This window comes from Acinetobacter sp. (genome assembly GCF_045628685.1).
GTDB lineage: Bacteria > Pseudomonadota > Gammaproteobacteria > Pseudomonadales > Moraxellaceae > Acinetobacter.
On sequence record NZ_JAZQPV010000127.1, the window covers coordinates 1 to 25,894 of the forward strand.

The 25,894-nt window shown below is 39.8% G+C and carries 25 protein-coding genes and 2 tRNA genes; 13 read left to right on the plus strand and 14 right to left on the minus strand.

Annotated features, from left to right (window positions below; translation table 11 throughout):
- Window positions 1-279 precede the first annotated feature (279 nt).
- From ACKI4H_RS16185 to ACKI4H_RS16195, 3 genes are all read left to right on the plus strand, one after another.
- Window positions 280-1,272, plus strand: a complete 993-nt coding sequence (locus tag ACKI4H_RS16185) for an NAD(P)H-quinone oxidoreductase (protein WP_407307532.1) — start codon at window positions 280-282, stop codon at window positions 1,270-1,272.
- 235 nt (window positions 1,273-1,507) lie between these two features.
- Window positions 1,508-1,702 carry a hypothetical protein gene (locus ACKI4H_RS16190; RefSeq protein WP_407307693.1) on the plus strand — a complete coding sequence of 65 codons (195 nt, stop codon included), beginning with the start codon at window positions 1,508-1,510 and terminating at the stop codon, window positions 1,700-1,702.
- A gap of 145 nt (window positions 1,703-1,847) precedes the next feature.
- Window positions 1,848-2,753 (plus strand): helix-turn-helix transcriptional regulator, encoded by a 906-nt coding sequence (locus ACKI4H_RS16195; protein ID WP_407307534.1) that lies wholly within the window; start codon window positions 1,848-1,850, stop codon window positions 2,751-2,753.
- A gap of 108 nt (window positions 2,754-2,861) precedes the next feature.
- Here the strand turns inward: ACKI4H_RS16195 and ACKI4H_RS16200 are convergent.
- Together ACKI4H_RS16200 and ACKI4H_RS16205 are read right to left on the minus strand one after the other, a co-directional pair.
- A tRNA-Leu gene (locus ACKI4H_RS16200) sits at window positions 2,862-2,947 on the minus strand.
- Between the two features lie 12 nt (window positions 2,948-2,959).
- Window positions 2,960-3,033, minus strand: a tRNA-Cys gene (locus tag ACKI4H_RS16205).
- 153 nt (window positions 3,034-3,186) lie between these two features.
- Here ACKI4H_RS16205 and folD point away from each other — a divergent pair.
- Both folD and ACKI4H_RS16215 read left to right on the plus strand, forming a co-directional pair.
- Window positions 3,187-4,035, plus strand: a complete 849-nt coding sequence (gene folD, locus ACKI4H_RS16210) for a bifunctional methylenetetrahydrofolate dehydrogenase/methenyltetrahydrofolate cyclohydrolase FolD (RefSeq protein ID WP_407307536.1) — start codon at window positions 3,187-3,189, stop codon at window positions 4,033-4,035.
- Window positions 4,036-4,211: 176 nt separating this feature from the next.
- The gene (locus ACKI4H_RS16215; protein WP_407307538.1) at window positions 4,212-4,880 is read left to right on the plus strand and encodes a class I SAM-dependent methyltransferase; all 669 of its coding nucleotides are present in this window, start codon (window positions 4,212-4,214) and stop codon (window positions 4,878-4,880) included.
- A gap of 36 nt (window positions 4,881-4,916) precedes the next feature.
- Here the strand turns inward: ACKI4H_RS16215 and ACKI4H_RS16220 are convergent, their stop codons facing one another.
- From ACKI4H_RS16220 to ACKI4H_RS16230, 3 genes are all read right to left on the minus strand, one after another.
- Window positions 4,917-5,345 carry a hypothetical protein gene (locus ACKI4H_RS16220; RefSeq protein ID WP_407307539.1) on the minus strand — a complete coding sequence of 143 codons (429 nt, stop codon included), beginning with the start codon at window positions 5,343-5,345 and terminating at the stop codon, window positions 4,917-4,919.
- Window positions 5,346-5,577: 232 nt separating this feature from the next.
- Window positions 5,578-5,709 (minus strand): hypothetical protein, encoded by a 132-nt coding sequence (locus ACKI4H_RS16225; RefSeq protein ID WP_407307541.1) that lies wholly within the window; start codon window positions 5,707-5,709, stop codon window positions 5,578-5,580.
- A gap of 255 nt (window positions 5,710-5,964) precedes the next feature.
- The gene (locus ACKI4H_RS16230) at window positions 5,965-7,272 is read right to left on the minus strand and encodes an MFS transporter (protein WP_407307543.1); all 1,308 of its coding nucleotides are present in this window, start codon (window positions 7,270-7,272) and stop codon (window positions 5,965-5,967) included.
- A gap of 308 nt (window positions 7,273-7,580) precedes the next feature.
- Between ACKI4H_RS16230 and glpD the strand changes: the two genes are divergently transcribed.
- Window positions 7,581-9,101: a glycerol-3-phosphate dehydrogenase gene (gene glpD, locus ACKI4H_RS16235; RefSeq protein ID WP_407307545.1), complete on the plus strand. Its 1,521-nt coding sequence runs from the start codon at window positions 7,581-7,583 to the stop codon at window positions 9,099-9,101.
- 96 nt (window positions 9,102-9,197) lie between these two features.
- Here glpD and ACKI4H_RS16240 read toward each other — a convergent pair whose 3' ends face one another.
- Together ACKI4H_RS16240 and ACKI4H_RS16245 are read right to left on the minus strand one after the other, a co-directional pair.
- Entirely contained in the window at window positions 9,198-9,560 is a 363-nt protein-coding gene (locus tag ACKI4H_RS16240) for a hypothetical protein (protein WP_407307547.1), read from the minus strand.
- A gap of 97 nt (window positions 9,561-9,657) precedes the next feature.
- Window positions 9,658-11,490, minus strand: a complete 1,833-nt coding sequence (locus ACKI4H_RS16245; RefSeq protein ID WP_407307549.1) for a phosphoenolpyruvate carboxykinase (GTP) — start codon at window positions 11,488-11,490, stop codon at window positions 9,658-9,660.
- A gap of 417 nt (window positions 11,491-11,907) precedes the next feature.
- On the opposite strand from ACKI4H_RS16245, the gene ACKI4H_RS16250 reads away from it, so the two are divergent.
- The 4 genes from ACKI4H_RS16250 to groL all read left to right on the plus strand — a co-directional run bounded on the left by ACKI4H_RS16250 (window position 11,908) and on the right by groL (window position 15,766).
- Window positions 11,908-12,846, plus strand: coding sequence for a diacylglycerol/lipid kinase family protein (locus ACKI4H_RS16250; RefSeq protein WP_407307551.1), 939 nt, complete (start codon window positions 11,908-11,910; stop codon window positions 12,844-12,846).
- The gene (locus tag ACKI4H_RS16255) at window positions 12,827-13,600 is read left to right on the plus strand and encodes a metallophosphoesterase family protein (protein WP_407307553.1); all 774 of its coding nucleotides are present in this window, start codon (window positions 12,827-12,829) and stop codon (window positions 13,598-13,600) included. The genes ACKI4H_RS16250 and ACKI4H_RS16255 overlap by 20 nt, the downstream gene beginning before the upstream one ends.
- A gap of 184 nt (window positions 13,601-13,784) precedes the next feature.
- Window positions 13,785-14,075, plus strand: a complete 291-nt coding sequence (gene groES, locus ACKI4H_RS16260; protein WP_407307555.1) for a co-chaperone GroES — start codon at window positions 13,785-13,787, stop codon at window positions 14,073-14,075.
- A 56-nt stretch (window positions 14,076-14,131) separates the two neighbouring features.
- Complete coding sequence (groL, locus tag ACKI4H_RS16265; protein ID WP_407307557.1) at window positions 14,132-15,766, plus strand: chaperonin GroEL; 1,635 nt, start codon at window positions 14,132-14,134, stop codon at window positions 15,764-15,766.
- Between the two features lie 400 nt (window positions 15,767-16,166).
- Here the strand turns inward: groL and ACKI4H_RS16270 are convergent, their stop codons facing one another.
- Entirely contained in the window at window positions 16,167-16,541 is a 375-nt protein-coding gene (locus ACKI4H_RS16270; RefSeq protein WP_407307559.1) for a hypothetical protein, read from the minus strand.
- A gap of 539 nt (window positions 16,542-17,080) precedes the next feature.
- Here ACKI4H_RS16270 and ACKI4H_RS16275 point away from each other — a divergent pair.
- Window positions 17,081-18,829 carry a YadA C-terminal domain-containing protein gene (locus ACKI4H_RS16275; RefSeq protein ID WP_407307561.1) on the plus strand — a complete coding sequence of 583 codons (1,749 nt, stop codon included), beginning with the start codon at window positions 17,081-17,083 and terminating at the stop codon, window positions 18,827-18,829.
- 73 nt (window positions 18,830-18,902) lie between these two features.
- Here the strand turns inward: ACKI4H_RS16275 and ACKI4H_RS16280 are convergent, their stop codons facing one another.
- Window positions 18,903-19,646: a copper resistance protein NlpE N-terminal domain-containing protein gene (locus tag ACKI4H_RS16280; RefSeq protein WP_407307563.1), complete on the minus strand. Its 744-nt coding sequence runs from the start codon at window positions 19,644-19,646 to the stop codon at window positions 18,903-18,905.
- A 189-nt stretch (window positions 19,647-19,835) separates the two neighbouring features.
- Complete coding sequence (locus ACKI4H_RS16285; protein ID WP_407307565.1) at window positions 19,836-20,324, minus strand: copper resistance protein NlpE; 489 nt, start codon at window positions 20,322-20,324, stop codon at window positions 19,836-19,838.
- 327 nt (window positions 20,325-20,651) lie between these two features.
- On the opposite strand from ACKI4H_RS16285, the gene ACKI4H_RS16290 reads away from it, so the two are divergent.
- Window positions 20,652-21,239: a 1-acyl-sn-glycerol-3-phosphate acyltransferase gene (locus ACKI4H_RS16290; RefSeq protein WP_407307567.1), complete on the plus strand. Its 588-nt coding sequence runs from the start codon at window positions 20,652-20,654 to the stop codon at window positions 21,237-21,239.
- A 166-nt stretch (window positions 21,240-21,405) separates the two neighbouring features.
- Here ACKI4H_RS16290 and ACKI4H_RS16295 read toward each other — a convergent pair whose 3' ends face one another.
- Entirely contained in the window at window positions 21,406-21,732 is a 327-nt protein-coding gene (locus ACKI4H_RS16295) for a hypothetical protein (protein ID WP_407307695.1), read from the minus strand.
- A 171-nt stretch (window positions 21,733-21,903) separates the two neighbouring features.
- On the minus strand, window positions 21,904-22,653 hold the full coding sequence (locus ACKI4H_RS16300; protein ID WP_407307569.1) for a sulfite exporter TauE/SafE family protein: 750 nt from the start codon (window positions 22,651-22,653) through the stop codon (window positions 21,904-21,906).
- 244 nt (window positions 22,654-22,897) lie between these two features.
- Between ACKI4H_RS16300 and ACKI4H_RS16305 the strand changes: the two genes are divergently transcribed.
- Complete coding sequence (locus ACKI4H_RS16305; protein WP_407307571.1) at window positions 22,898-23,137, plus strand: hypothetical protein; 240 nt, start codon at window positions 22,898-22,900, stop codon at window positions 23,135-23,137.
- 87 nt (window positions 23,138-23,224) lie between these two features.
- Here ACKI4H_RS16305 and rsmD read toward each other — a convergent pair whose 3' ends face one another.
- Window positions 23,225-23,782, minus strand: coding sequence for a 16S rRNA (guanine(966)-N(2))-methyltransferase RsmD (gene rsmD / locus ACKI4H_RS16310; protein ID WP_407307573.1), 558 nt, complete (start codon window positions 23,780-23,782; stop codon window positions 23,225-23,227).
- 3 nt (window positions 23,783-23,785) lie between these two features.
- The gene (mrdA, locus tag ACKI4H_RS16315; protein WP_407307575.1) at window positions 23,786-25,807 is read right to left on the minus strand and encodes a penicillin-binding protein 2; all 2,022 of its coding nucleotides are present in this window, start codon (window positions 25,805-25,807) and stop codon (window positions 23,786-23,788) included.
- Window positions 25,808-25,894: the final 87 nt, after the last annotated feature.

The window sequence follows — 25,894 nt, forward strand, 5'->3', positions numbered from 1 at the left end:
GACTGTACAACCTTATGGCAGCACTTTTATAATCATGAACGACCTCATATGTCAGTTGATGGTAGGCCACCCAATTTTAAACAATGATAAGGGCTTTGGATTTTCTACCTATTAACTCAATTAAAAACGGGGGTATTACCATCTCATTCATATCAAATTTAATATCAATTTGCTGAATAGTACTTTGATTATACATAAGTCCATTGTTATTCATTCCTGTGTATGTTTATGTTCAAATACATAAAATTCGAAAAGTATTGAATAGATCAGGAAGAAATCATGTCACAAGCTAACATGCAGCAAGTCATCATCACAGAACCGGGCGGGGTGGATAAACTTGCCTATGAAACTGTTGCTGTACCCACAGCACAAGCAGATGAAGTATTAGTCAAAGTGCATGCTTTTGGCATTAACCGCCCAGACATCTTGCAACGCCAAGGCTTGTATCCAATGCCTAAAGGCGTAACACCTGTACCAGGTTTGGAAGTGGCAGGTATTGTTGAATCGATAGGTAGCGATGTCACTAAATTTAAAGTGGGTGACAAGGTGTGTAGCTTAACCAACGGCGGCGGTTATGCAGAATATTGCGTTGTACCTGAAAGCCAAACATTGACCATTCCTGAAGGCGTAAGCTTTACTCAAGCGGCAGCCATTCCTGAAACCTTCTTTACCGTGTGGGCTAACGTGTTCCAGATGGGTAAAGCCAAAGCAGGGGAAACGGTACTGGTTCATGGTGGTGCAAGCGGGATTGGTACGACGGCATTAATGTTGTGCAAATCACTTGGTATCAAAACTTTTGCAACTGTGGGTACTGATAAAAAAGTTGCTGCCATTTCAGATTTAACCACAGCCATTAACTACAAGACTCAAGACTTTGAACAGGTCATTAATGAGAAAACCGACAATGGCGGTGTAGACGTTATTTTGGATATGGTTGGTGCACCATACTTGGAACGTAACCTGAATTTATTACGTCGTGATGGTCGTTTGGTCTATATCGCCTTCTTGGGTGGTGCAAAAGCCAAAGACGTGAAACTTGGTCAAATCATGATGAAACGTCTGACCATTACCGGCTCAACCATGCGTGCACGTACCACAGCTGAAAAAGCGGAGATCGCTCAAGGCTTGCAAGAAACCGTTGCACCCTTATGGACAAAAGGTGAATGTCTGCCAATGATCTATAAGACATTTAAGTTTGACCAGATTCAAGAAGCACATGCCGCTATGGATACTGGTGAGCATGTTGGAAAGATTGTGGTGGAAATCATCTAACTATTCCATCTTTGAATAAAGAAAAGCCAACAGATGTTGGCTTTTCTTTTGCATGAAATAAGATAAATAATTTAAATTAAGTGATTAAAAACAGTAAATAAGTTTTAAAAAATGGTAAAAGGTGCCAAGCATTTGACACAACCTGTCAAAACAAGAGAGTAAATTGGCACTTAAGTTAAATCTGACCAAATCATTTGGTTTTAATTGAAAAATCACGCAACAGAGGGAATGTATGATGAAAATATTGTCAGCTCCATATACCCATGCCCACAGCTTTCGTGCCTTAAAACGCCTACATAAAGCCATTATTCGTAATCAGGTGCTACGTTCTGATCTGCATAAGCTTTATCAAGCCATGCTTCATTTAGAACGCTATGTAGAACGCCTTAATCTTAAAAGTTATAAAAAATCATCCCGCACTTCGCGTTAAATCGTGAGTTACAATCACTCTCTATTAGCCTTAAGTAGAATTAAATATTTGAAACTTTGGTTTTGTTAGTCTGTATAATTTTTTCATAATTTAAAAGTTTTGAGCATTTTATGCACTGTGCTGTAAAAGCACAAAGAGGGGATTTATGAAGGTTAATCCTTCAACGCATGAGCGCCTTGCGGAACGGTTGGCATGTATTTTAACTAAATTAAATGTAGGGCATCAGTTAAGCGTACAAGAGCTGGCGCGTGAGTTTCAGGTCAGTAATCGGACTATTGAGCGTGATTTTGATCGACTAAATTCCTATCTTCCTTTAATGCAGGAGGCGAAAACAAAAAAATTCTATCTCGAGTCTTCTTATCTCGGGCGTTTCAAGTTACAGGATATTAAAAATTTTGCACAATTGTCGGGAATTAATGACCTTTATCCGTCTTTGGATATCTCGTTTTTAAGAGAGTTATTTGATAATCGTGCCAATCTGGTCTTTTCTGCCAAAGGCTACAACTTTGAAGATGCGACGCAGTATGCCGAACACTTTAAGGCGCTGACGGGCAGTATTCAAAAAAGACAGCAAATCGCGTTGTTTTACAGAGGTCAAATTCGGATTGTAAAACCGTATCGGTTGATTCATCACATGGGTAACTGGTATTTGGCAGCTGTACGCAAGCTAGAGCTGCGTGTTTACCGTCTGGGCCGTATTGAGAAAATTATCTGTAGCAATCGGCTTTCACAGTTTGAACACGATCAGGCTGTTCTGCAGCAATTAATAGATGAAGATGGCATCTGGTTTCAGCACGAAAAACAGGAAGTGATTTTATCTGTACATCCCGATGTCGCAATTTATTTTAAGCAACGCAGAATTTTTCCCGAACAGACGATTTTAGATGAATCGGAAACAGGGGGATTACTCATTAGCTGTCATATTCGGCATCAGAAACAGTTGAATCCATTGGTACGTTACTGGATTCCTTATCTGAAAATTGTTAAACCTAAACATTTACAGCAAGAGCTGGATGATAGCTTGCAAGGCTATTTGAAAGAAGCTCAGTAATAAATAACTGCAAAAATGAAATAGCAAGAAGTCTGGAAGAAATTCCAGACATAAAAAAACCAGCATTAAGCTGGGTTTTTTATTGCACCATTTTAAGAAGTATTAAAATGGTGCCCGAGGCCAGACTCGAACTGGCACGCTTTGTGGGCGGGGGATTTTAAATCCCCTGTGTCTACCGATTTCACCACTCGGGCATTTTACAAGATTGGAGGCGGAGGTCGGAATCGAACCGGCGTACACGGAGTTGCAGTCCGCTGCATGACCACTCTGCCACCCCGCCATCTCTTGGTGATGCACATATTAGCAATCTTTGAAAAAAAAACAATACTATAAATAGTGTATATGCACATAAAAACGGCATATAGAATAAAATTGGCTAAATAATCATGTATTATTTGCAAAATTGATTCATATCAACACTTGGAGATGTGCCGTGGCATTAGTTTTAGATGGTCGTGCATTGGCGAAGCAAATTGAAGCTGACTTGTTAACTCGCGTTGAAGCGTTAAAAGCGAAAACAAATCGTACCCCTATTCTTGCGACTATTTTGGTAGGTGACGATGGTGCATCTGCAACTTATGTACGGATGAAAGGCAATGCTTGCCGCCGTGTCGGTATGGATTCGTTAAAAGTTGAATTAGGCAAAGAAACCACGACTGAACAGTTGCTGGCTGAAATTGAAAAATTAAATGCCAATCCAGATGTTCACGGTATTTTGTTGCAACACCCGGTACCCGAACAAATTGATGAACGTGCATGTTTTGATGCAATTTCTCTTGCTAAAGATGTTGACGGTGTCACTTGCCTTGGCTTTGGCCGTATGGCAATGGGTGAAGTAGCTTATGGTTCCGCTACTCCTGCAGGCATCATGACCATTCTTAAAGAAAACAATATCGAAATCGCGGGTAAACATGCAGTTGTTGTGGGGCGTTCTGCAATTTTGGGCAAACCAATGGCTGCAATGCTTCTTGAAGCAAATGCAACAGTAACAATCTGTCATTCACGCACGCAAAACTTAGCTGACTTTGTTAAACAAGCGGACATTATTGTGGGTGCGGTAGGTAAAGCTGAATTGATCCAAAAAGACTGGATTAAACAAGGTGCCGTGGTTGTTGATGCCGGTTTTCATCCACGTGATGGTGGCGGTGTGGGTGATATTCAATTGGGGGGCATTGAAGACGTTGCTTCTGCTTATACCCCAGTTCCAGGTGGTGTAGGTCCAATGACCATTACCACTTTGATTCGTCAAACTGTTGAAGCTGCTGAAAAAGCTTTAGGTTGATTCATATGGATGTTCCTTCTCCCTCAGGGAGAAGGTTAGGATGAGGGGGCTTTTAAAAATGATCCTCTCCCTAACCCTCTCCTTTTAAAGGAGAGGGAGTTTTCATTATGATTTAAGACTCATTTTAGAAGATTGTATTTCTTCATATCTCAATTTTAAAACGAATAAAAAGTCTAATGAGCTGTACTTTTCAATTTCCTAAAGCGCCTGAGCATCTTCTTCAAGCTTTGCATGATGTGATTCCTGGTTGTGAGCTGCTGGTGCAGCAATTGCCTGAAACACCTATTTCACTTTGGCTGATTCCACCTGTATTTCCAACCGATCGTCTAGATGATGAAGTTATTCGTCGCATCTGGAACGATACACCGTACTGGATTTTCTGTTGGGCATCTGGGCTTGCGATGGCACAGTGGCTGCTTGCAGAGCCGCATCAGGTCAAAGACAAGGTCGTACTCGACTTTGGTGCAGGATCGGGTGTGGTCGCGATTGCAGCGAAAATGGCAGGGGCTAAACGCGTGATCTGTTGTGATATCGATAAAGTCAGCTTGGATGCCTGTCGCGCCAATGCTGAGTTAAATGAAGTAGAGCTTGAATATCTGGATGATTTGTATAAAGCAGAACAGGTTGATGTGCTGCTTGCAGCGGATGTTTTATATGACCAGTGCAATCGTTTTTTCCTGGATGAGTTTTTAAAATTTTCATCTGAGGTGTGGGTTGCAGACAGTCGAGTGAAAAATTTCAGTCATCCAAAATATCAAAAATTAGATGAACGAAGTGCCACGACTTGGCCAGACTTGGATGAATCTAAAGAATTTAGAAATGTCAGTTTTTATAAGACGCTGTAAATAACGTCTTTTTATTTAACCCTTCATTTAAAGCAATTAAGAGCAAGTATAACGAACTACGCTTAAAGTGGTTGGACGGGCTTCTAGAGCTTCGCGAGTCGCCAGATCTTCCGTGTTGTGTAGGTCAGGGGTATTGCTTAAGCTCACACTGGTGCGACTTTGGCCGAGTTGACGACTAAATTGTGGCGTTTGTATAACTGGATTAGCAATTTCACTAATGCTTAGAATATCAAGTTTATACTGTTTGTCTGAACCCAATACTTTTTGACAAGCACGTTGTAATTTTCTTTCGTCCACTTGTTGGTTTTGACGACCTGCTAAAGTATAAGCCAGAGTTGCTGAGTTGGATGACTGGCTTTCAATCTGATAACCAACATTTCCATTGTATTCACTCGGTGTACTTTGACAGGCAGTAAGTCCAAGCGTTATAAAACCTAAGCCAAGTAATTTATAGGTATTGTTCATCTTTAAAAGTTCCCAGCGTTATTATTGTATTCAGTATGCCATAAGCCTGCTTTTTTAACGATGTGATCAAGCCGTATATCCAATAAAAAAGCTTTCCAATTGTGACAATTTAGAACGCTTTTTAAAATAACTATTTAACTCAGTATAATGGGCTTAGTCATTGGTAAGCATGTTGTATTTTTTGGTGTCTTTGATAAATACATAGGTAATGAGAGACAAGCCAGTCATGAAGCTAATGGAGTAAAAAAGTAGTTTTTCTGCCCTGCATTTTAAAGCTCAGCGCAACAAGTTCTGCTGTACCATCATCAAGTTGTGGTGCTGCAACCTGTGAAGATGAGCCTGTCACAACATTTTTCCAAACCATGTAGGCAAAAACACATCCTGTTAAAATTGTGCGAGACGAAAAAAAATTAAAAAAATATATTTTGGTGTGGGATATAGAAATGAATTTTTTATAAGTACGTACTACGCCCACGTTTTGACATGTTTATTCGACTTTTAGGCTAGATGCTGGGTTGTTTCGACTATTTAATTCATTTAATTTATTATTTTTAATAAATTAAATAGAAAAACAAAAAAGCCTTTTTGTAGTAGAAAGGCTTTTAAAAGTGACTTTAGATTAATGTTCTTTAATTTCTGAATAGTGTTTTGTATCTTTCATAAAGATATAAACAATCAATGAGATAAAAATTAAAATAGTGACATAAATAAAGTACCAAGACTCATGTCCTGCTTCTTTAAAGCTGAGTGCAAAAAATTCTGCTGTTCCGCCAAAGAGCGTATTGGCCAAGGCATAGGGAAGCGCAACCCCTAATGCACGGATATGTGCAGGAAATAGTTCGGCTTTCACTACAGCATTAATAGAGGTATAGCCTGTAACAATCACTAATCCGGCTAAACAGATCCAGAATGCAGACCAGTAGTCTTGGGTTTGGCCTAATTTATCAAACAGGAAATAGGTAAATAAGACACCGAGTACCCCAAAGGAAATCATCAGCGGTTTGCGTCCAATTCTATCCGACAAAGCACCTGCAAAGGGTTGTAAACACATGAAAAGAAACAGGGCCAATGTGGTGATTTGCGTGGCTTCAGGCTTGCTAAACCCAGAAGTATTGACCAGATATTTTTGCAGATAAGTGGTGTAGGTATAGAAGGCCACCGTACCGCCAGCGGTTAAAAATAACACCGTAAATGCCTGTTTGGGGTAATGCTTAAATAGCGCAAACATACTCGATTGAGGCTGGGTTTTATCTTGTTGTGCATTTTTAAAAGATTGGGTTTCGAGCAGTCCACGACGAATATAAAACACGACAATCGCTAAACACGCCCCGATAAAGAATGGAATGCGCCACCCCCAATCATGTAGTTGTTCTTCAGTCAGTAAAAATTGCAAAATTAGTAGTACGCATAGTGCGGTAAGCTGACCGGCAATTAAAGTTACATACTGAAAACTTGAAAAAAAACCACGTCGGTTTCTTTCTGCCATTTCACTTAAATAGGTGGCACTGGCACCATATTCTCCACCCACGCTTAAGCCCTGAATGAGTCGGGCAACCACTAAAATAATGGGTGCAAATATCCCGATTTGATCATGGGTAGGGGAGACCGCAATCATGAGGGAACCAATACACATGAGCGTTACAGAAAGAGTAAGACCTGATTTTCGTCCTTTTTTATCCGAGTAAATCCCCATGATCCAGGCACCAATCGGACGCATTAAAAAGCCGACCGCAAAAATTGCGGCAGCTTGAAGTAATTGTGCAGTTTGACTGCCTGCGGGAAAGAAGGCGTGAGCAAAATATAAGGTAAAGGCGGCATAGACATACCAGTCATACCATTCCACCAGATTACCTGCTGAACCACCTAAAATGGATTTGACCCTCGTTTTGGTATCCAGAGTTACTTGAGGCGTATTTTGTTCAATCATATGTGCAAGTCCATTTTGTTATTGTTGATAAATGTTAGACCTATTGTTTTAACGGTATAAGCGTAGGAGTTTTTAGTTTTGTATGAAAAGTGTGCAAAATTTAAATAATTGAAAGTGAAGTAATTGGATTAATAGTTGGATTGATGACTTGAATCTTAAGTTTATTTTTATGTTTATACCCCCGGTTGTTATTTTATATTCATCCTACTCACCCCTGATTTCTAAGTGTCATTTCATTTTAAATGGTGTTAAGTTGCCTAGAACAACAAATTTAAGTCAGCTGTTTTATAAGATTAGAGGAGGTGGTCATGCAAGTGAATCATCCGGTCTATGATGTGGTTGTGGTGGGTGGAGGTATCAATGGTGTGGGTATTGCGGTCGATGCTGTGGGGCGAGGATTATCTGTATTTTTATGTGAAAAGGATGATCTAGCCAGCCACACTTCCTCTGCGAGCAGTAAGCTTATTCATGGCGGTTTGCGTTATCTTGAGTATAAGGAATTTCGTTTAGTTCATGAAGCGCTGGTTGAACGCGAAGTTTTGTTAGCTAAAGCCCCGCACATTATTCGTCCCTTACGGTTTGTCATGCCACATCAGCCGCATTTGCGTCCTGCATGGCTGATTCGGACCGGATTATTTGTTTATGATCATTTGGGTAAACGAGAAAAATTAGCCCGGTCAAAGCATATTACCTTTGATGCAGCAACCAGCCCTTTAAAAGAGGAAGTGACCCAGGGTTTTGAATATTCGGATTGTGCTGTAGATGATGCGCGTTTGGTGGTTTTGAATGCGATGCACGCCTCTGAGCTGGGTGCGCGTATTGTTACTGAAACACGGTGTATATCTGCATACCGTGAAAATGGATTGTGGGTGATTCAACTGGAAAATGCACAAGATACTTACCAAGTTCAAGCTAAAGCACTGGTAAATGCGGCAGGGCCGTGGGTCGCACAATTTATTCAGCAGAACTTAAAACAAAAATCACCGTATGGGCTTCGACTTGTTCAAGGTAGCCATATTGTCGTGCCGAGAATATATGAAGGGAATAAGGCTTTTATTCTGCAAAATGATGATCAGCGGATTGTTTTTGCGATTCCTTATCTGGATCAATATACCTTGATTGGGACCACAGATCATGAGTACCAAGGCAATTTAGATCGGGTTGAGATTACCCAGCCAGAAATTGATTATTTGCTGGATGTTTATAACGATTATTTTAAGCATCAGTTAGGTTCAGAAGATATTTTGTGGACCTATTCAGGGGTCCGGTCTTTATGTGACGATGAGTCTGATAATCCATCAGCAATCACCCGTGACTATACTTTGGCCGTATCTCGGGAGCAGCAAAATGATGCACCGTTGCTTTCGGTATTTGGGGGAAAGCTGACGACCTATAGAAAGCTGGCAGAATCCGCAATTGCGCATTTGCAACCTTTCTTTCCCAAACTGAGCAAGCCTTGGACTGAAAAAGCCTTATTGCCAGGAGCAGAGAATCTGGTTTCGGTTGAGTGCTTAATTCAGGAAATCATGCAGAATATTGAGGATGTAACATTTCAATTGGCTTCGCGCTGGGCACATGCCTATGGTTCACGGGTATGGAAATTTTTAAAGGGGATTACCAAGACGGATGAACTGGGTGAAGACTTTGGACATGGTTTATTTGCCAAAGAAGTGGACTATCTTGTAGATCAAGAGTGGGCAAGAATTAGTCAAGATATTTTATGGCGTAGAAGTAAACTGGGTTTTCAATTTACGCATGACGAGATTCAGTTATTAGAGCAATATCTTTTAAAATTGCATCTTAAAAGATCGCAGGATACTGCCGCTTAAATTTTTAAACATGAAATAAAAGACCGTCTAAGCGGCCTTTTATTTCAATCCAATTGCAGTGTTGATCTTCAATTAAATTTTTATTTAATTTTCTGTTTAAATTTCGATGCCGCCCATTGCTGTACAGTTCACAGGCGTATTCCATTTAACTGCAGTACCCAAAATTACTGGACGTACCATGCGCCAAGGCCAGAAACCAAATCGTTGGCTGGCATTGTAATTAATTACCACGTTACCGCCTACCTGATGTGCACGTTCTGCAAAGCGTGAATATAACTCTTCTACGCTACCATAAGTACCTTTGGCAACTTTAATGCGTTTTTTGACTTGAAATTGGCTTGAGTCAGGCGTGCCTTTGATGGCACAGATGTGAAGAGCAGATTGTTCTGTAGTCTCTTGAGCCATGGTTAGGCCAGATAAACCGAGTAAGCAAGCTGTAAGTGTGAATGCTTTTAACATGAGATTTTCTTCTTTTATTGTTATGGAGTTATTTGCGGGCTTATATTAGCGTAAAAAAAGGCCACCGAAGTGACCTTTTATCAATTAATTCAAAAAATTAAGCAGATTTTTTAACAGCTTCTAAAAGCTCGTTTTGACGTGCTTTAAGTGCAGCTGGTAAACGTTCACCCAATTTAGTGAACAATTCAGTGTGGCTTTCCAGCTCTTTGATCCATTGATCTTTGTCTTGTGCTGTAACAGTTTCGAATTGCTCTTTAGAGAAGTCGATACCTGTCCAGTTCAATTGTTCATAAGTAGGAACCAAGCCGATTGGAGTTTCAGTCGCTTCAGCGCGGCCTTCACAACGATCAATCATCCACTCAAGAACACGCATGTTTTGACCGAAACCAGGCCATACGAAGTTGCCTTCAGCATCACGACGGAACCAGTTTACGTTAAAGATTTTAGGAAGCTTGTTGCCAGCAGCTGCAGCTTTAGCACCAACTTCTTCACCCAATTCTAACCAGTGAGAGAAGTAGTCAGCCATGTTGTAACCAGCAAATGGAAGCATCGCAAATGGATCGCGACGAACAACGCCTTGTTGACCAACAGCAGCAGCAGTAGTTTCAGAACCCATAGTTGCCGCTTTATAAACGCCATCCACCCAGTCGAAAGCTTCAGAAACTAAAGGCACTGTATCTGCACGGCGACCACCGAAGATGAACGCAGAGATTGGCACGCCAGCTGGATTTTCCCAGTCAGCGTCAATAGAAGGGCATTGACCCGCAGCAACGGTGAAACGTGCATTTGGATGAGCAGCTTTTTCACCAGCAACGTGTGGTTGGCCTTTCCAGTTGGTCAGGTTGGCAGGCGCTTCTTTAGTCAGACCTTCCCACCAAACTTCGCCGTTATCAGTCACAGCAACGTTGGTATAAATTACGTCTCTGTTTAGCGTAGCCATACAGTTCGGGTTGGTCTTGGTATTTGTACCAGGCGCTACACCGAAGAAACCAGCTTCAGGGTTGATTGCATATAAGCGACCGTCTTCACCTGGTTTGATCCAGGCAATATCGTCACCTACAGTTTCAATTTTCCAGCCTTCGTAGCCTGCTGGTGGAATCAACATTGCAAAGTTGGTTTTACCACAAGCAGAAGGGAATGCAGCTGCGATGTAGTGTTTTTCACCTTGTGGATTAGTCACACCAAGGATCAGCATGTGTTCAGCTAACCAGCCTTGTTGACGACCCATTGAAGATGCAATACGTAAAGCGAGGCATTTTTTACCCAATAATGCGTTGCCGCCGTAACCAGAACCGTAAGACCAGATTTCACGGGTTTCTGGGTAATGCACGATGTATTTTTCAGGGTTGCAAGGCCATGCAACGTCTTTTTGACCTTGTTCTAGCGGAGCACCCACAGTGTGCACGCAAGGAACGTATTCGCCGTCAGTACCTAGAACGTCATAAACAGCTTTACCCATACGAGCCATTTTAGACATGCTTACAGCAACGTAAGGAGAGTCAGTTAATTCGATACCGATATGTGCAATATGACTACCTAAAGGACCCATAGAGAAAGGAACAACATATAAGGTACGACCTTTCATTGAGCCATCAAACAAACCGCTTAAACGCGTACGCATTTCAGCAGGTGCTTCCCAGTTGTTTGTCGCGCCTGCATCTTCTTGTTTTTCTGAGCAGATATATGTGCGACCTTCAACACGAGCAACGTCAGAAGGATCAGAATTAGCTAAGTAAGAACCAGGATGCTTTTCCGCATTAAGCGCTTGCATAGTGCCGTTAGCGATCATCAAGTCGATATAACGTTGATATTCTTCTGCGCTACCGTCACACCATTCAATTTTCGCTGGCTTCGTTAATTTTGCAATGTCTTCAACCCATGCAATAAGCTTAGGGTGACGAACGAATTCTGGTGCGTTCACTTGGGTCATGGTGAGGCCTATCTCAAATGTGTACATATTTGAATGTACAAAGTACAATCCAAGCAATGGGATACATTGCCTGAATGAAAATATAAAAAAAAGTGGCTGTATTAAAGCATAAAATGGAAAAAAAAATAAGACTAAAGACGGATTAAAATAGGGTGGAAGATTATGTTTAATTCAACTAAAGTCTTATAAAAACAATAGCTTATTATATTTATATTTTCTTGTTGTTAGTATTTTTTATTTTTATGGGTATTATTTATTTTTGTTATATGTATTAAAAACAGTAACTTGGTATTATTTTTATTATGAGAGTTATTATTGATTAAATAAATGCTGGTAATTCGAATTTTACATAAACGTGCTTTTAATTGCCGATAAATTGGACGAGATTAGAGTAATTGCTTCAAAAAAGTATATAAAATGTCACCACCTTTAAAGCCATTGTCGCTTATTTATAATGAAAAGTCAGGATTTCACGCTGCGAATAAAGATGAAGTTTATGAAAAGCTTATGACGTGTCTAACAGCTTATGGCTATGAAATTCAAGCTTTTGAAATTAGTGCAGAAGCAAATTTTAATGATGTGATGAAAAAAATTATTTTACGGCATCAACAGGGGAGTGAAGCTGGGGTTGTGGTTGCAGCGGGTGGAGATGGAACCTTAAATGCTGTTGCAACACAGCTTATGGGGGCGGATATCCCAATGGGGATTTTTCCTCTGGGGACCTTTAATTATGTAGCGCGATTGCTCAATATTCCCCTGGATTTATTAAAAGCCGCTGAAACAATTGCCACAGGCAAAATCCGTGAAGTGCATGTTGCGCAAATCAATGATCATATTTATTTAAACAATGCTAGTTTGGGGCTATATCCTTTATTTATTCAAAAACGTGAATTATATAATCAGCGCTTGGGTCGTTTTGCTTTAAATGCTTATACATCGGGTCTTGATGTGTTGATTCGTGACCGTAAAGAATTGAAACTTGAAATAGAGGTCGATGGGAGAAAGTATCCTGTAAAAACGCCCTTGATTTTCTTTGGCAATAACCAGCTGCAACTGGCTGAGATGAATCTGCAGATTGCTGAATCTGCTGAAAAGGGAAAGGTAGCTGGCATAGTGGTCGCCAAAAGTGATAAACGCACATTGTTTAAAATTTTATGGCAATTAATAAAAGGAAACCTAGACAAAGCGCCAGATGTGTATAGTTTTACTGGAGATGAAGTCAAAGTACATTCAAAACGAAAAAAATTGACTGTTGCTTTGGATGGTGAAATTGTTTACATGCAGCCACCGCTTAAGATTTCAGTGCGTAAAAATGCATTGAAAATATTGGTTCCTCATGATTCTGCATCTGTCTGATCTACATTTTGGGACGGAAAAGTCTGCCTGTATGGCTGCAATTCGTCTTTTTTGCCAACAACACCTTATAGAAGCAGTCGTGGTGAGTGGAGACTTAACCCAGCGTGCGCGTTATACCCAGTTTTATGATTGTAAACAGTTTTTAGAAAGTTTAAACCTTCCTTATTTGGTGGTGCCAGGTAATCACGATATTCCGTTGTATCATGTGTGGAATCGCATCTTTAGTCCATTTACCCGCTATAAACTATTTTTTGGTCAGATGGAAACCACCTTGGAAACTGCACATTTTTATATTGTGGGGGTAAACAGTATTCGACGTCGCTATCACACCCGTGGACATATCTCTTTGCAACAAATCCAGCAGATTGATCAGTCCTTGATGATCGCACCTGCAGATAAAATCAAACTGATCGTGGCACATCAACCTTTTTATACCCCACCGAATGATCCGCATGGGGTGAAAGATTGTCCTATGCTAGGACGGATGGCTTTGGAGTCCTGGAGTCAAAGTGGTTTAAATGGTTTATTGCATGGACATCTGCATCAATCGGCAGTTTATGATTTAAACCAGATTTATCATTTAGGCGCAGCACATCCCGTGCTGGATATTCATGCCGGAACAGCAACTTCATATCGGCTACATCATGGCTTGCCGAATAGTTTTAACGTCATTTATGCGAATGCCGATGTGGAACATTATTATTTTGATCAGCAGCAAAAAGAATTTGTATTAAAAGAAGAAAATGCCGAATAAATACAGAAATATTTGAGATTGAATAAAAAACATACAAAAAACAGCATTTTTTTTTGCCTTCCCCCTTGAAGCGTTTTTTTCCATCCCCACAAAAGTGACATCGAAATTATTTTGATGATGACCGATGGAATAACAAAGTCATCATTACTTCACTAATAAAAGACTTAGTCTGATGGAGTTTCCAATGAGCAATATTCGTCCATTACATGATCGCGTAGTTATTCGTCGTGTTGAAGAAGAAACTAAAACTGCTGGCGGTATTTTACTTCCAGGTTCTGCTGCTGAAAAACCAGCTCAAGGTGAAATCATTGCAGTAGGGAATGGCCAGATTACTGACCAGGGCGTACGTGCTTTAGACGTTAAAGTAGGCGACAAAGTATTGTTCGGTACTTATGCAGGAACCACTGTGAAAGTACAAGGCGAAGAACTTCTTATTATGAAAGAGTCTGATATTTTAGCCGTTTTAGAAGACTAATTCAGACCTGTTTCAGTTAATCAAATTTTTGAAAATTAAAATATTTGGAGTAAGACATGTCAGCTAAAGACGTAAAATTTGGTGATTCAGCTCGCAGCAAAATGATTGCAGGCGTGAATGTACTTGCAGATGCAGTAAAAGTAACTTTAGGCCCTAAAGGTCGTAACGTTGTCATTGACCGTTCTTTTGGTTCACCACACATCACTAAAGATGGTGTAACTGTTGCGAAAGAAATTACGCTTAAAGACAAGTTTGAAAACATGGGCGCACAATTGGTTCGTGAAGTTTCTTCAAAAACCAATGACATTGCAGGTGACGGTACAACAACTGCAACTGTATTGGCTCAAGCAATTTTGAACGAAGGGATCAAATCAGTAACTGCGGGTATGAACCCAATGGATTTGAAACGTGGTATCGATCTTGCGGTTCGCGCTGTTGTTGAAAACATTAAAGCAACAGCTAAACCTGCTTCTGATACGAAAGCGATTGAACAAGTCGGTTCGATTTCTGCTAACTCTGACACCACTGTGGGTAAACTTATTGCGCAAGCAATGGAACGCGTGGGTAAAGAAGGCGTGATCACTGTTGAAGAAGGCTCAGGCTTTGAAGATTCGCTTGACGTTGTTGAAGGTATGCAGTTTGACCGTGGTTATATCAGCCCGTACTTTGCAAACAAACAAGACACTTTAACAGCTGAACTTGAAAACCCGTTCATTCTTCTTGTTGATAAAAAAATCGGCAACATCCGTGAATTGATCAGTGTATTGGAAGCTGTTGCTAAAACAGGTAAACCACTGCTTATCATCGCTGAAGATGTTGAAGGCGAAGCGTTGGCAACTCTTGTAGTGAACAACATGCGCGGTATTATCAAAGTATGTGCGGTTAAAGCCCCTGGTTTTGGTGACCGTCGTAAAGCGATGCTTCAAGACATCGCGATCTTGACTGGTGGTACTGTAATTTCTGAAGAAATTGGCATGTCACTTGAACAGGCAACTCTAGAAAACTTGGGTACAGCACATAAAGTGACTGTTTCTAAAGAAAACACAGTACTTGTTGATGGTGCTGGAAATGCAGCTCAAATTTCAGACCGCGTTCAACAAATTCGTGCGCAAATTGAAGAATCAACTTCTGAATACGACAAAGAAAAACTTCAAGAACGTGTTGCTAAATTGGCAGGCGGTGTTGCAGTGATCAAAATCGGTGCTGCAACTGAAGTTGAAATGAAAGAGAAAAAAGACCGTGTTGATGATGCACTTCATGCAACTCGCGCTGCGGTTGAAGAAGGTGTTGTGGCAGGTGGCGGTGTTGCGCTAGTACGTGCAGCTAAAGCACTTGATGGTATTGTTGGTGCAAACGATGATCAAAATGTCGGTATCAACATTTTACGTCGTGCGATTGAAGCACCGCTTCGTCAAATCGTTGCAAATGCAGGTGATGAGCCTTCAGTTGTAATTAACGCTGTAAAAAATGGCGAAGGTAACTTCGGTTATAACGCTGCGACTGGCGAATATGGCGACATGCTTGAAATGGGTATTCTTGACCCAGCAAAAGTAACGCGTTCTGCACTTGAGCACGCTGCTTCTGTTGCTGCATTGATGCTTACAACTGAATGCATGATCACTGACATTCCAGAAGACAAACCTGCAATGCCTGATATGGGCGGCATGGGTGGTATGGGCGGTATGATGTAATTCATACTGGTCATTCGATCTAAAAAATCCCTGCTATATGTAGGGATTTTTTATTCAGTCTATGTTTTTTTAGAATTCTTGTTCAAATTAAACTATTGATAAATAATATATTTAATATTGAAAAATAGAAGTTAGTTATTATACGAAGGTATATTTGTGTTGTTTTTTTGTTGGTTTATTATTAAAAGTAGTTTATGATTTAATCAAATATTGATTTATTACTTTAAATATGGAACAGATAAAAAAGGCATGTCTAGGGGCTTGTTATGATCCTGTCGATTCAGTAGTTATTAAGAAAAACGAGCTTAAGAGATTATATGCGACAATAAGAGAATATGAAGAGTTGCTTGAGATCTACAAGAAGGAAAACCAACATTATACGAAGCTTCTGCATAATAAACTAACCTAGAATTTCATCTATCAGTGAAGTAATCAGTTTTTTTTGTGACTTGCTTAGACGCTTAAATTTAAAAAAGAAATCGAGGTCAGTTGAATCTGAAGAATTTACGTTCAGTATTGGGGTTTGATCACTATCTCCAAAACGTAACCATTGACTAGATACATTTAACCATAAAGCCAATATAGCCAGCTTGTCCTGATTAGGGATTGCTTTACCTAATAACCAGTTATTGGCTGATTGGACACTAATAGGCTGACCATCATAACGATTGTTAAATTCGTTTGATAGGTATGTAGGACCAATAGGGTGCTTTGCTTCCCTTAAAGCTTTATTTAGTCGTTCAGCAAACAGCTTTTTTTCTTGTTGATTACTCATAATCTAAAATAAACCTAATACATATTAGTATTTTATACTTTTTGTACAATTATTTGTTTATTAAATTGTATTTTCTTTAAGTTAAATTAATTAAAAAAGAAGAAAAGTGTCAAATAAAAAATTAAATTCGTGATCCGTATCAAAGGTCTCAGCCGCTGTTTAGTAGCGGCTTTCTAGGGTTAAAAGAATTATTTAGGCACTTTATTTATTAATTTAACTTAATTATTCAAATTTTTCAGCAACTTTAATCAACTTTTAATTTGTATATATTTTTTATTTTGGTTTATTTATTTTAAGTTATTGAATTTACTAAGTATTAATAATAAATTAGAATTTTAATTAATTATCACTTTAAAATTAAATCAAATATTGATTGATATTATTGTTTCTTTTTGTTTATTATTGCTGCAGAACCGCTATGGCAGCGGTTTTGTATTGGATGGCAGTCTCCAGAACAACCAGACATTCAAATCAGTTTTGCTGGTTTACATCAATCCTAGGGTAGACCAGTCTTTTTATAAAAATTGAAGGAAATTTGTATGAAATTTCAAAAAACTCTATTAGCAGTTGCACTTGCATTTTCAGCAGTAGCAGTAAATGCAGCACCTCAACCTGTAGAGGGTAAAACCCCAGTTTATCAATACGGCAAATCTACTGATTATTCGGCTACTGACGTGATCTACAAAATCAATGGTATTGCTTATTCTCTAGAAGATACCGGTTTTGTTAAGTTTGAAGGTGATGCTTCTAAATACACCAACCTTTTACGTGGTGGGTTGGTTGATTCAGTAGAGCTCCTTGGTCAAGAATATGAAGAAACTTATACTGGAAGTTGGAGCGACGAGACTATTTTCGCTGAGAAATGGTCGGATACTGTAGTATTTGGTGAAGAAAGTAATACTTCTCTTGGTGGTACCATCACAGGACCAGCAGCAGGCACAGAACAAGGTATCGATGCGGATATCTATGTTCCAGGCTATGCATATTTAAAAGAGACTGTACAACAAGACTTCGTTGCTGGTGATATTAGTGAAAATAGTGTTGGCGTTCGAGTTAGCGATTTAACTGCAACTTATGATAAAGATAATAAAGTATTATCTTCAGTTACATCTGGTACAGCATTAACTTCAAAAGGTTTAGGCTTAGTTGGTAATGCCAATACTGCTAATCCTAACGTTAAGGTTGACTTTGAAAAAGGTCTGGTAACTGAAACTGTTAATTTTGGTGGTATTGCAACCCCTAACCAAGAGGTGAAAGCTTATGGTAAAGATAATACGGTTGAAGTAATTGAAGTAGCTGGTAATTTCTATTCAGTTGCTGAAAATGGTACTGATCTTACAGCTTATAAGGGTGATACAACTAAATTAGCATTAATCGGTGCTGGTGCTGCAAATGGTTTGAATGATTCAAAAACTGAAAGCAAAACTACTCAAGCATTTGTAGGGGCTGACAAGGTAACTTATGGTGAGTCTACATTGTCGTATGACAATGCTAATACTCTTACTGTGGGTAATGCGGATGTTGGGAGCGTTCTAGAGGCTGGTAAACAGTATAATTTAGGTGGTGCTGAGAATAAGCCTGTTGAAACTGCTCAATCAGTAACTACTGGTATTGTAAAAACTGATGAAGATGGTAAAAATACTTATGGTGTACTTGTTTCTCAAAAAGAAACTGGTAAAGCAGATAAGTTCACAGAAGTAAATGCTGAAGGTATTACCACTACTGGTGTGATCAATGCTGCTGACTTCCAGATCGGTGGTGTAAGCATCGTTCAAAATATTCAGACTTCTGTAGGGGAAGCAACTCAGGAAGTTGTGGCACAAGTTGAAACTCAATTGGCTGCAAATCAAACATTCGTAACTGAAGCTGTAGCTGCAGTTGATGCAGGTTTAACAGCAGCAGCAACAGATCGCCAAGCGATTCGTGTTGCGGCTGTAGAGGGTGATGCAGCAACTTTAGCATCTGCAAATGCTTATACTGATAATGCAGTTTCAGGATTCAATAGCCGTGTTGGTCAATTGAACAGCCGTATTGATGATGTAGAGAAAACTTCTTATCGTGGTATCGCTATCGCGTTAGCGGCTCAACAACAAATTCCTAACATCGGTGCTGGTCAGTTCGCAGTATTTGGTGGTGTAGGTCACTATGAAGGTGAATCTGCAGCTGCTTTAGGTGTTGCAAGTGTATTTGCTGATGGCCGTACTTCTGTAAGTGCAGCACTTGGTTTTGCTGGGGGTAGTGAAGTTGGTGGTCGTGTAGGTGTATCATACGTTTTTGGCGGTAAATAATTACCTGTTAAAAAGTATGGATTAAACAAAAAAATACCCGCATTTTGCGGGGATTTTTTTATCAATTTTTAAATTACTTAATGTTGATATAAGCCGCTTGATAGGATTCAGGATAAATAAACGATACCAGTTCATATTGAGTTTTATTCACTTTAATCGGTAAAACCGGATTGTTTTCAAGTGTAGAAATATGCTCGTTATTTTTTGTATCTATTAAAACAATATCAGTGTCACGTAATTTGAGCGGTCGATCTGAGTGGTTATTAATTTCAAAAAAATACGTCAATTTGGTGCTTTCAACACCATTCAATTGTATTTTTTCCGATTTAAATAAATCAGCGTGTATATCTACATATTTGAGTGCATTATTGACTTCAATATTTTGCACTTGAGGAATTTGGTATTGCTGAAAATCTTTAAAGGGTTTTTTATTCTGATCAAGTACTTCTATTGAATGATCGAGCAAAGAAAAATAACGATTTTTCTTGGTTTTAGCATCGATTAATTGTAATAAATTTACATTTTTCTCATCGAAAGTGAATGCACCTGCAGATTCTTTCTGTTTCATCTTTTGCTTAAAAAAACGTGCTTCTTTTAGCGTGTAGCTTTTGTCTTGATGGAGTCGGAGGGAAACGAGTTTTTTTTCACACGTATCACAAGGAATAAAGGCTTTGTAATGGCCCACCCAATCTGGAATTTGAACCTGTATTGGTTGTGAAGGTTGTTCAGATGGTTTGACTTTTTCATTCAGCAATGATGGGCTCGTATTGTCGCAGCCATTTGAAACTAACATGGCAAAAAAACTAAGTGCAATCATTGCTTGTTTCATAATGATCATTTAATTAAAAAGATATTTTTCTCACCATAAGCGTAGCTAATTAATCTCGCCAGTATTAAACTGCTAAATAAATGATTTATTTGTAGCAAATCGTGACGAATATATAAAAATACAGGAACTAAAAAAGCCCGATTTTCAGGCTTTTGTGCAGAGAAGAAAGAAGCTAAATTAATTAAGATCTTTTTGTAATTTGTAATTCAGCTTTGAATCAATCACTTTCCCCGTGTTGATATCACGGGCTTCAACAAAATTTTCCCCTATAAAAAATTTACGATTTTCACCTGCTTTATCCAGGCGAATGATAGATGGATGATCGGGATCGAAGCTAAAAGTGCCTTTTACTTTAAATTCTTTATTTTTTCCTTTACCTAAATATTCTTGTGTTAATTCATAGGTCTTATCTGCTTTTAACTCAAGTTCGGTCTCAATGCCAGGGCAATCCGCACAGGGGAAAACACCCTTGTATTCACCCGCCCAATCCAGTGCAGTTTCTGCAGTAGCGCCCATCGCTGTTGCAGGTGAAGTATTGCTGGGTTTTATAGTTTGAGTAACCGTATTTTCAGGTGCTCGATTACTTTCATGCGTATCTGTATTGGGTTTGCTGCAGGCAGTTAGAGTGATAGTGATAAGAGGCAAGATTAATATTGTTGTTTTCACGATTTATTTCCTTTTATCAGGCAACGTAACTTTTAAAACTACGTAGGAAAGTCCGTTTATTAAAGAGTGATATTGTTCGTGCTTTGTTATTATCCGCATGGGGTCTTATGAAAGATATAACTGTTTTTATTTAAGAACTAATATGTAAATTTTTTGCACTTTTAAAAAATAAGTTTTTTGATGATGTATAGATGAATAATATACCTATTTCTTTTAAATTTTAAATCTACATTTATATATTAATTGATCATTAATTATGCGTATTAAACTATCTTATTTCAGCGACCTTGTTAAAATTTGCGCACTTTATTAAGGTGTGGTGTTTTTGTGTTCGAAAAATTAGCTGAACAAAGTTTGGAAATGATGGGCTGGGAAATTGATAATCATTGGCCACTTAATTTAGATCAATGCGTAATGATTGCTGCACCACATACCAGTAATTGGGATGCTTTATATGCCCGTTTAGCCCTAAAAGCTTTGGGGGTGAATGTTCGTTTAACCATTAAAGACAGCTATATGAAGTTTCCATTTGGACCCTTCGTGCGTGCATTGGGGGGTATCGGCATTGACCGCACACCTAAAAAACAAGGGGAGCCACGACCAAGTATGGTGGAGGTCATGACCGATTTATTCAAACACCATCCAAAGCTGGTAATGCTGGTGACACCTGAAGCCACACGTGCAAAACAACAACAATGGAAAACGGGGTTTTATCATGTGGCAACTGCTGCAGGTGTTCCGATTGCCTTGGCTTATATGGATTATGCCAAGAAAAAAACGGGTGTAGGAAAAATTGTATATCCTACTGGGGATTATGGAAAAGACATGGCTGAAATTATGGATTTTTATTCGCAAATTAACGCTAAATTTCCAGAAAACTTTAGTGTCGATAAGCGTTATTATACTGAAGCATAATATTTATAAGACAGGGAATAGCTCCCTGTCTTGCTTTAAAATACGAACTAGACTTATAAATCACAAAAGCCTTAGCTCGACGTTTCAGCATTTACCAGTCCATTTGTGATTAAGTATTCTTACTCAGATCCATGGACCATTCAATCACTGAGAGAAATAAGCTTATTTATTGGGGGGTTGGACTAATACCACCTAAATGCTGGCAAGCTTCCTGGTAAATGCCATATTGTTCCTTAATTACCTCGCTTAATGGAACATCAAATAACTCTTCACCCTCTTTATAACTTTGCACATAAGATTCAGCTTTTTGACGGCTAGAAGCCAGGGATTGTTGATGATATGAGGTGATGGAAGTATGTGCCATCTGGGTAATTTCAATTTTCTTGCACTGAAAGTATGAAAGCATTTTTTCGGCATGTCTGACATCGCCAGATGTGCCTAAGCTACAGCCTGTTAGCGGCATTATCCCTGCTAATAAAATCAAGGTTTTCATTTTTAGAAAAACTAGTGGAGAGGGTAAGTTATTGTATAAAACTTTCTCTTGCATTAATGGCATATCAAATATCAAGTGGATGTTTTTTGATTAAATGATATTTATCTCATTTTTTTTGAATATCTTTCAGGAAAAAATACTCCAGATCTTGACATGTGAGTTTCAAATATTTCATGTTGGATAAGTCCAGAGCAGGGTGCTAAAAATTAAAAAGCCTCCCGAAGCAAATAACAAACTTAACACGCTATGTTTAAATTGCCGCTCTGAAATTTTATAAAATAATTTTGCTCCCCATATTGCCGGGAAACTGACGCTGATCAGCAAGATGGCCATATAAGGCAGCAGTTGTGTTTCGAGTGTGCCTTGAAGTAGATAGGCTACCAGGGTGAACAGCTGAATGCCGAAATTAAAATGCCGTAAAACATAGCGTTGCTCTTGTTTGGATAAGTTTTTCAGCATGACCCAAGCCGAAGGGAGTGACCCGCAAAATCCACCTAAACCACCCAGTATTCCACCGATAAATCCAACCAGACTATCCGCAAATTTGCCTGATTGTTGTAGTTTTGAAAATTGTGGATTGAAGAAAATGATCGGACACCACAGCACTAAAAATAAGCCTAAAACCAATTTAAAAGTATCGGGTTGAATAATTTGCAATAAATAAGTGCCTAAAGGCACGCCAATCAGTCCTGCAATTAAATAGGGAAAAAACAGTGATTTATTGAGATGAGAATGCTTTTGCTCATTAGATAATGAAACCATGTGGCTCCATACCGAAGCAAACACCACCAGAGGTGCAGCAATTTGCGGAGGTAATATCCAGACCCAGAATGACATGGCAATAAGGGCAAAAGCAAAGCCGGTAAGCCCTTGTACAAAACCTGCGACCATTGCGCCGACAATAAATAACAACCAGATCATATAGAGGTCAGTACAAATGAAAAGTCAATAGTATTCAAAAGATAGCTAAAAAAGCCAAGCTTAAATTTAGCTGTATTTATGCAAATCTAAGTATAAATTTAACTAAACAAAGAGAAAGATGTGTATTGCAATTTTTGGACTAGGAAAAATACAGAATAAACCAATACAAGAATCCAACAGGGAGTTTCTGAATTCCCAATCAAATTGCCTGATACTGAAAGCTGTACAGCAAGAGGTAATGGACATGATGAAAAAAGTAATATTGCTTTCTGTATTGGCAGTCTCATTAACTGGTTGTGTTATGGATCCTCATGATGGTGATTATCGTGGCCATAAAGACCGAGATAAACATCACGATCAACAACGTGGTGACCGGGACTGGAACAACAAAGACCGCCCTGACTGGAACAACAACAAAGACCGTCCTGACTGGAATCCTGGCAGAAACGATCGGAATCCGCCTCCACCCCCTCCGAATCGTTAATTGGTCAGTCACCCAATCTTTAATGTGTAAACTCTATTATTTGACCTCAAAAGGATTTCTTAAAGGAATCCTTTTTAATTGTGGTCTTCATGATGCATTTTTTTGATACAGTCCCGCGCGGACCGTGCCGGCTTTGGTCTGTTTAATCTGTTGCCAAGAAGAGGGAAGTTTGAGCTGATTCAACTCAAGATCTGCTTCCACATAGATAAAAGCCTTATCCTTGATTAAAGGATCGGCGAGTTGAGCCAGTTCCTCCCACAAGTTCAAGCTATAGGGCGGATCCAGAAAAACCAGATTAAATTGTTCTTTGAGTAGAGGCAAGACTTGCTGAGCGGTGGCAACTTTTAATTTTGCATGTTGATTGGTCACTTTAAGTAGCTGCAAGTTATCGGTTAAAAAAGCCGCTTGAGTTCGATTCGGTTCAATCATTACCACTTGAGCTGCACCACGTGACAATGCTTCAAAACTCAAGGCGCCAGAGCCCGCACACACATCTAGGACATTGGAATTTTGAATGTCCCACATCAACCAGTTAAACAAAGTTTCACGGACACGATCTGGTGTCGGACGTAAACCATCAATATTGGCAAAAGCAAGTTGGCGACGTTTCCATTCCCCACCAATAATACGAAGTTGGTTTTTCATAAATCACTCACTTTCTACAGGTTGAAGAGGGGTTGCTGCTGCTGTAGTTGGCACAGACTCGGTGGCAGGCGACGCTGATTGAGGATTATTCGCATCTGCTGTTACTGGGGCGGTGCCACTGGGTAATTCTCCCGGCTTAATGCCTGCCGTCATTAAGCCACCACTAATTTGATGACCGGATGGACGGATTGGATTTTTTTTACGTTTGAGCAGCCAGTAATCAAACATAGGGCGTGCCAATTGGGCTGCTGACCCCCCATGTTTACCATTTTCCCAAACGATGGCAACGGCAATTTCTGGATTCTCAGCTGGAGCAAAACCGACAAATAAACCATGGTCAAGTTGACGCTCGGTTAATAATGATTCGTTATATTTTTTACCCTGGGCAATACTTTTAACCTGCGCGGTACCGGTTTTACCTGCAATGTGATACATCGGGGTGCGGATACCACGACCGGTACCACTTTCGACTACATCTACCATGGCGTCACGCATTTTAATCCAGTCTTCGGGTTTACCATTAAACTGAATTACTCCATCTGGAGCATTGTGAGCTTCATACGGTTTTGCACCATGACTTTCACGCAGCACGTGTGGGGTAATATGCGCGCCCTGATTTGCGGTAATGGCAGTGGCCATGGCGAGTTGTAGAGGCGTTGCAGTAAAGGCACCTTGGCCAATACTCACGGAAATGGTTTCACCTTTCATCCATTTGGTTTTACGGGTGCGCATTTTCCAGTCCGGATTTGGATACAAACCGGTACTTTCGCTCGGTAAATCCACGCCAGTTTTTTCACTAAAACCAAATTGGCGCATCCAGGCATTCATTTTTTCTATACCCATACGATAAGACAGGACATAAAAGTAAGTATCACAAGATACCACTTGCGCTTTATGGAGGTTTACAGCACCGTGACCGGTTTTTTTATGGTCACGGAAACGGTGACTGTCACCTGGTAAAGTAAAATAGCCCGGGTCAGAGATAGCAGTTGCCCAGTCGACATAACCATAATGGATGCCGCCTAACCCGAACATTGGCTTAATGGTGGAGCCGGGAGGATAGGCCCCTTGCACTGCACGGTTATAAAGCGGTTGGTCAAGATTGTCCCGCAGCGCACTATAGTCGGTATTACTAATTCCGGTCACAAACAGATTCGGGTTGAAACTTGGGCTTGAAACCAGCGCTAAAATTTCACCCGTTTTGGGATTCAGTGCCACAATTGCGCCACGACGACCCGCCAGCTGTTCTGTGGCGATGACTTGTAAACCATAATCAATTGAAAGATATAAATCATTACCTCGAACAGGATCTTTACGGCCTAAATTACGCAGCACATTACCGTGCGCATCAGCTTCAACCGATTCATTGCCGGGTACACCGTGTAAAAGGTCTTCATAAGATTTTTCCACCCCGATTTTCCCGATCAGGTTGGTGCCGGCATATAAATCTTTATCAATCGATTTTAATTCTTTGTCATTGATCCGGCCGACATAACCAATCACATGCGCAAACAATTCACCATGCGGGTAATAACGGGTCATTTGGGTTTGTATATTGACCCCCGGAAACTGAAATTTCACTTCACTAAATCTGGCAATATCTGTTTCAGTTAAATTTAATTTAAGTGAAACACGTTCGGTTTTTTTGGAAGTTTTGATTCGACTGCTGAAACGGTCTATATCTTCTTCAGTTAAGGCTAAAATGGGAGTTAAACGCTTAACGGTATCATCAATATCTTGAACATCAGCACGTGACATGGTTGCTGAAAACACCGGATAATTGTCGGCCAGTAAAATACCATTCCGGTCATAGATATAGCCACGTGCAGGCGCTAAAGGTTGTAGCCGAATGCGGTTCTGATCTGAGGCCGTTGAAAATTCGTCGTAATGTGCAATTTGCAAATACGCATAACGGGCAATCAGCAATAAAAGAAAGAATACAACAATCCCGACCGCGATAAACACCCGATTGCGATAAATGCGCTTTTCTTGTTGGACATTTTTTAAAGGAAAGTGCTGCTTCATACGTGATCGACTTACATACAGGAGAGTGGGAAAAACGGGTGGTGTATTCTAACGCATGTCATGATTTTTTGATATTTGTTCAGGAGA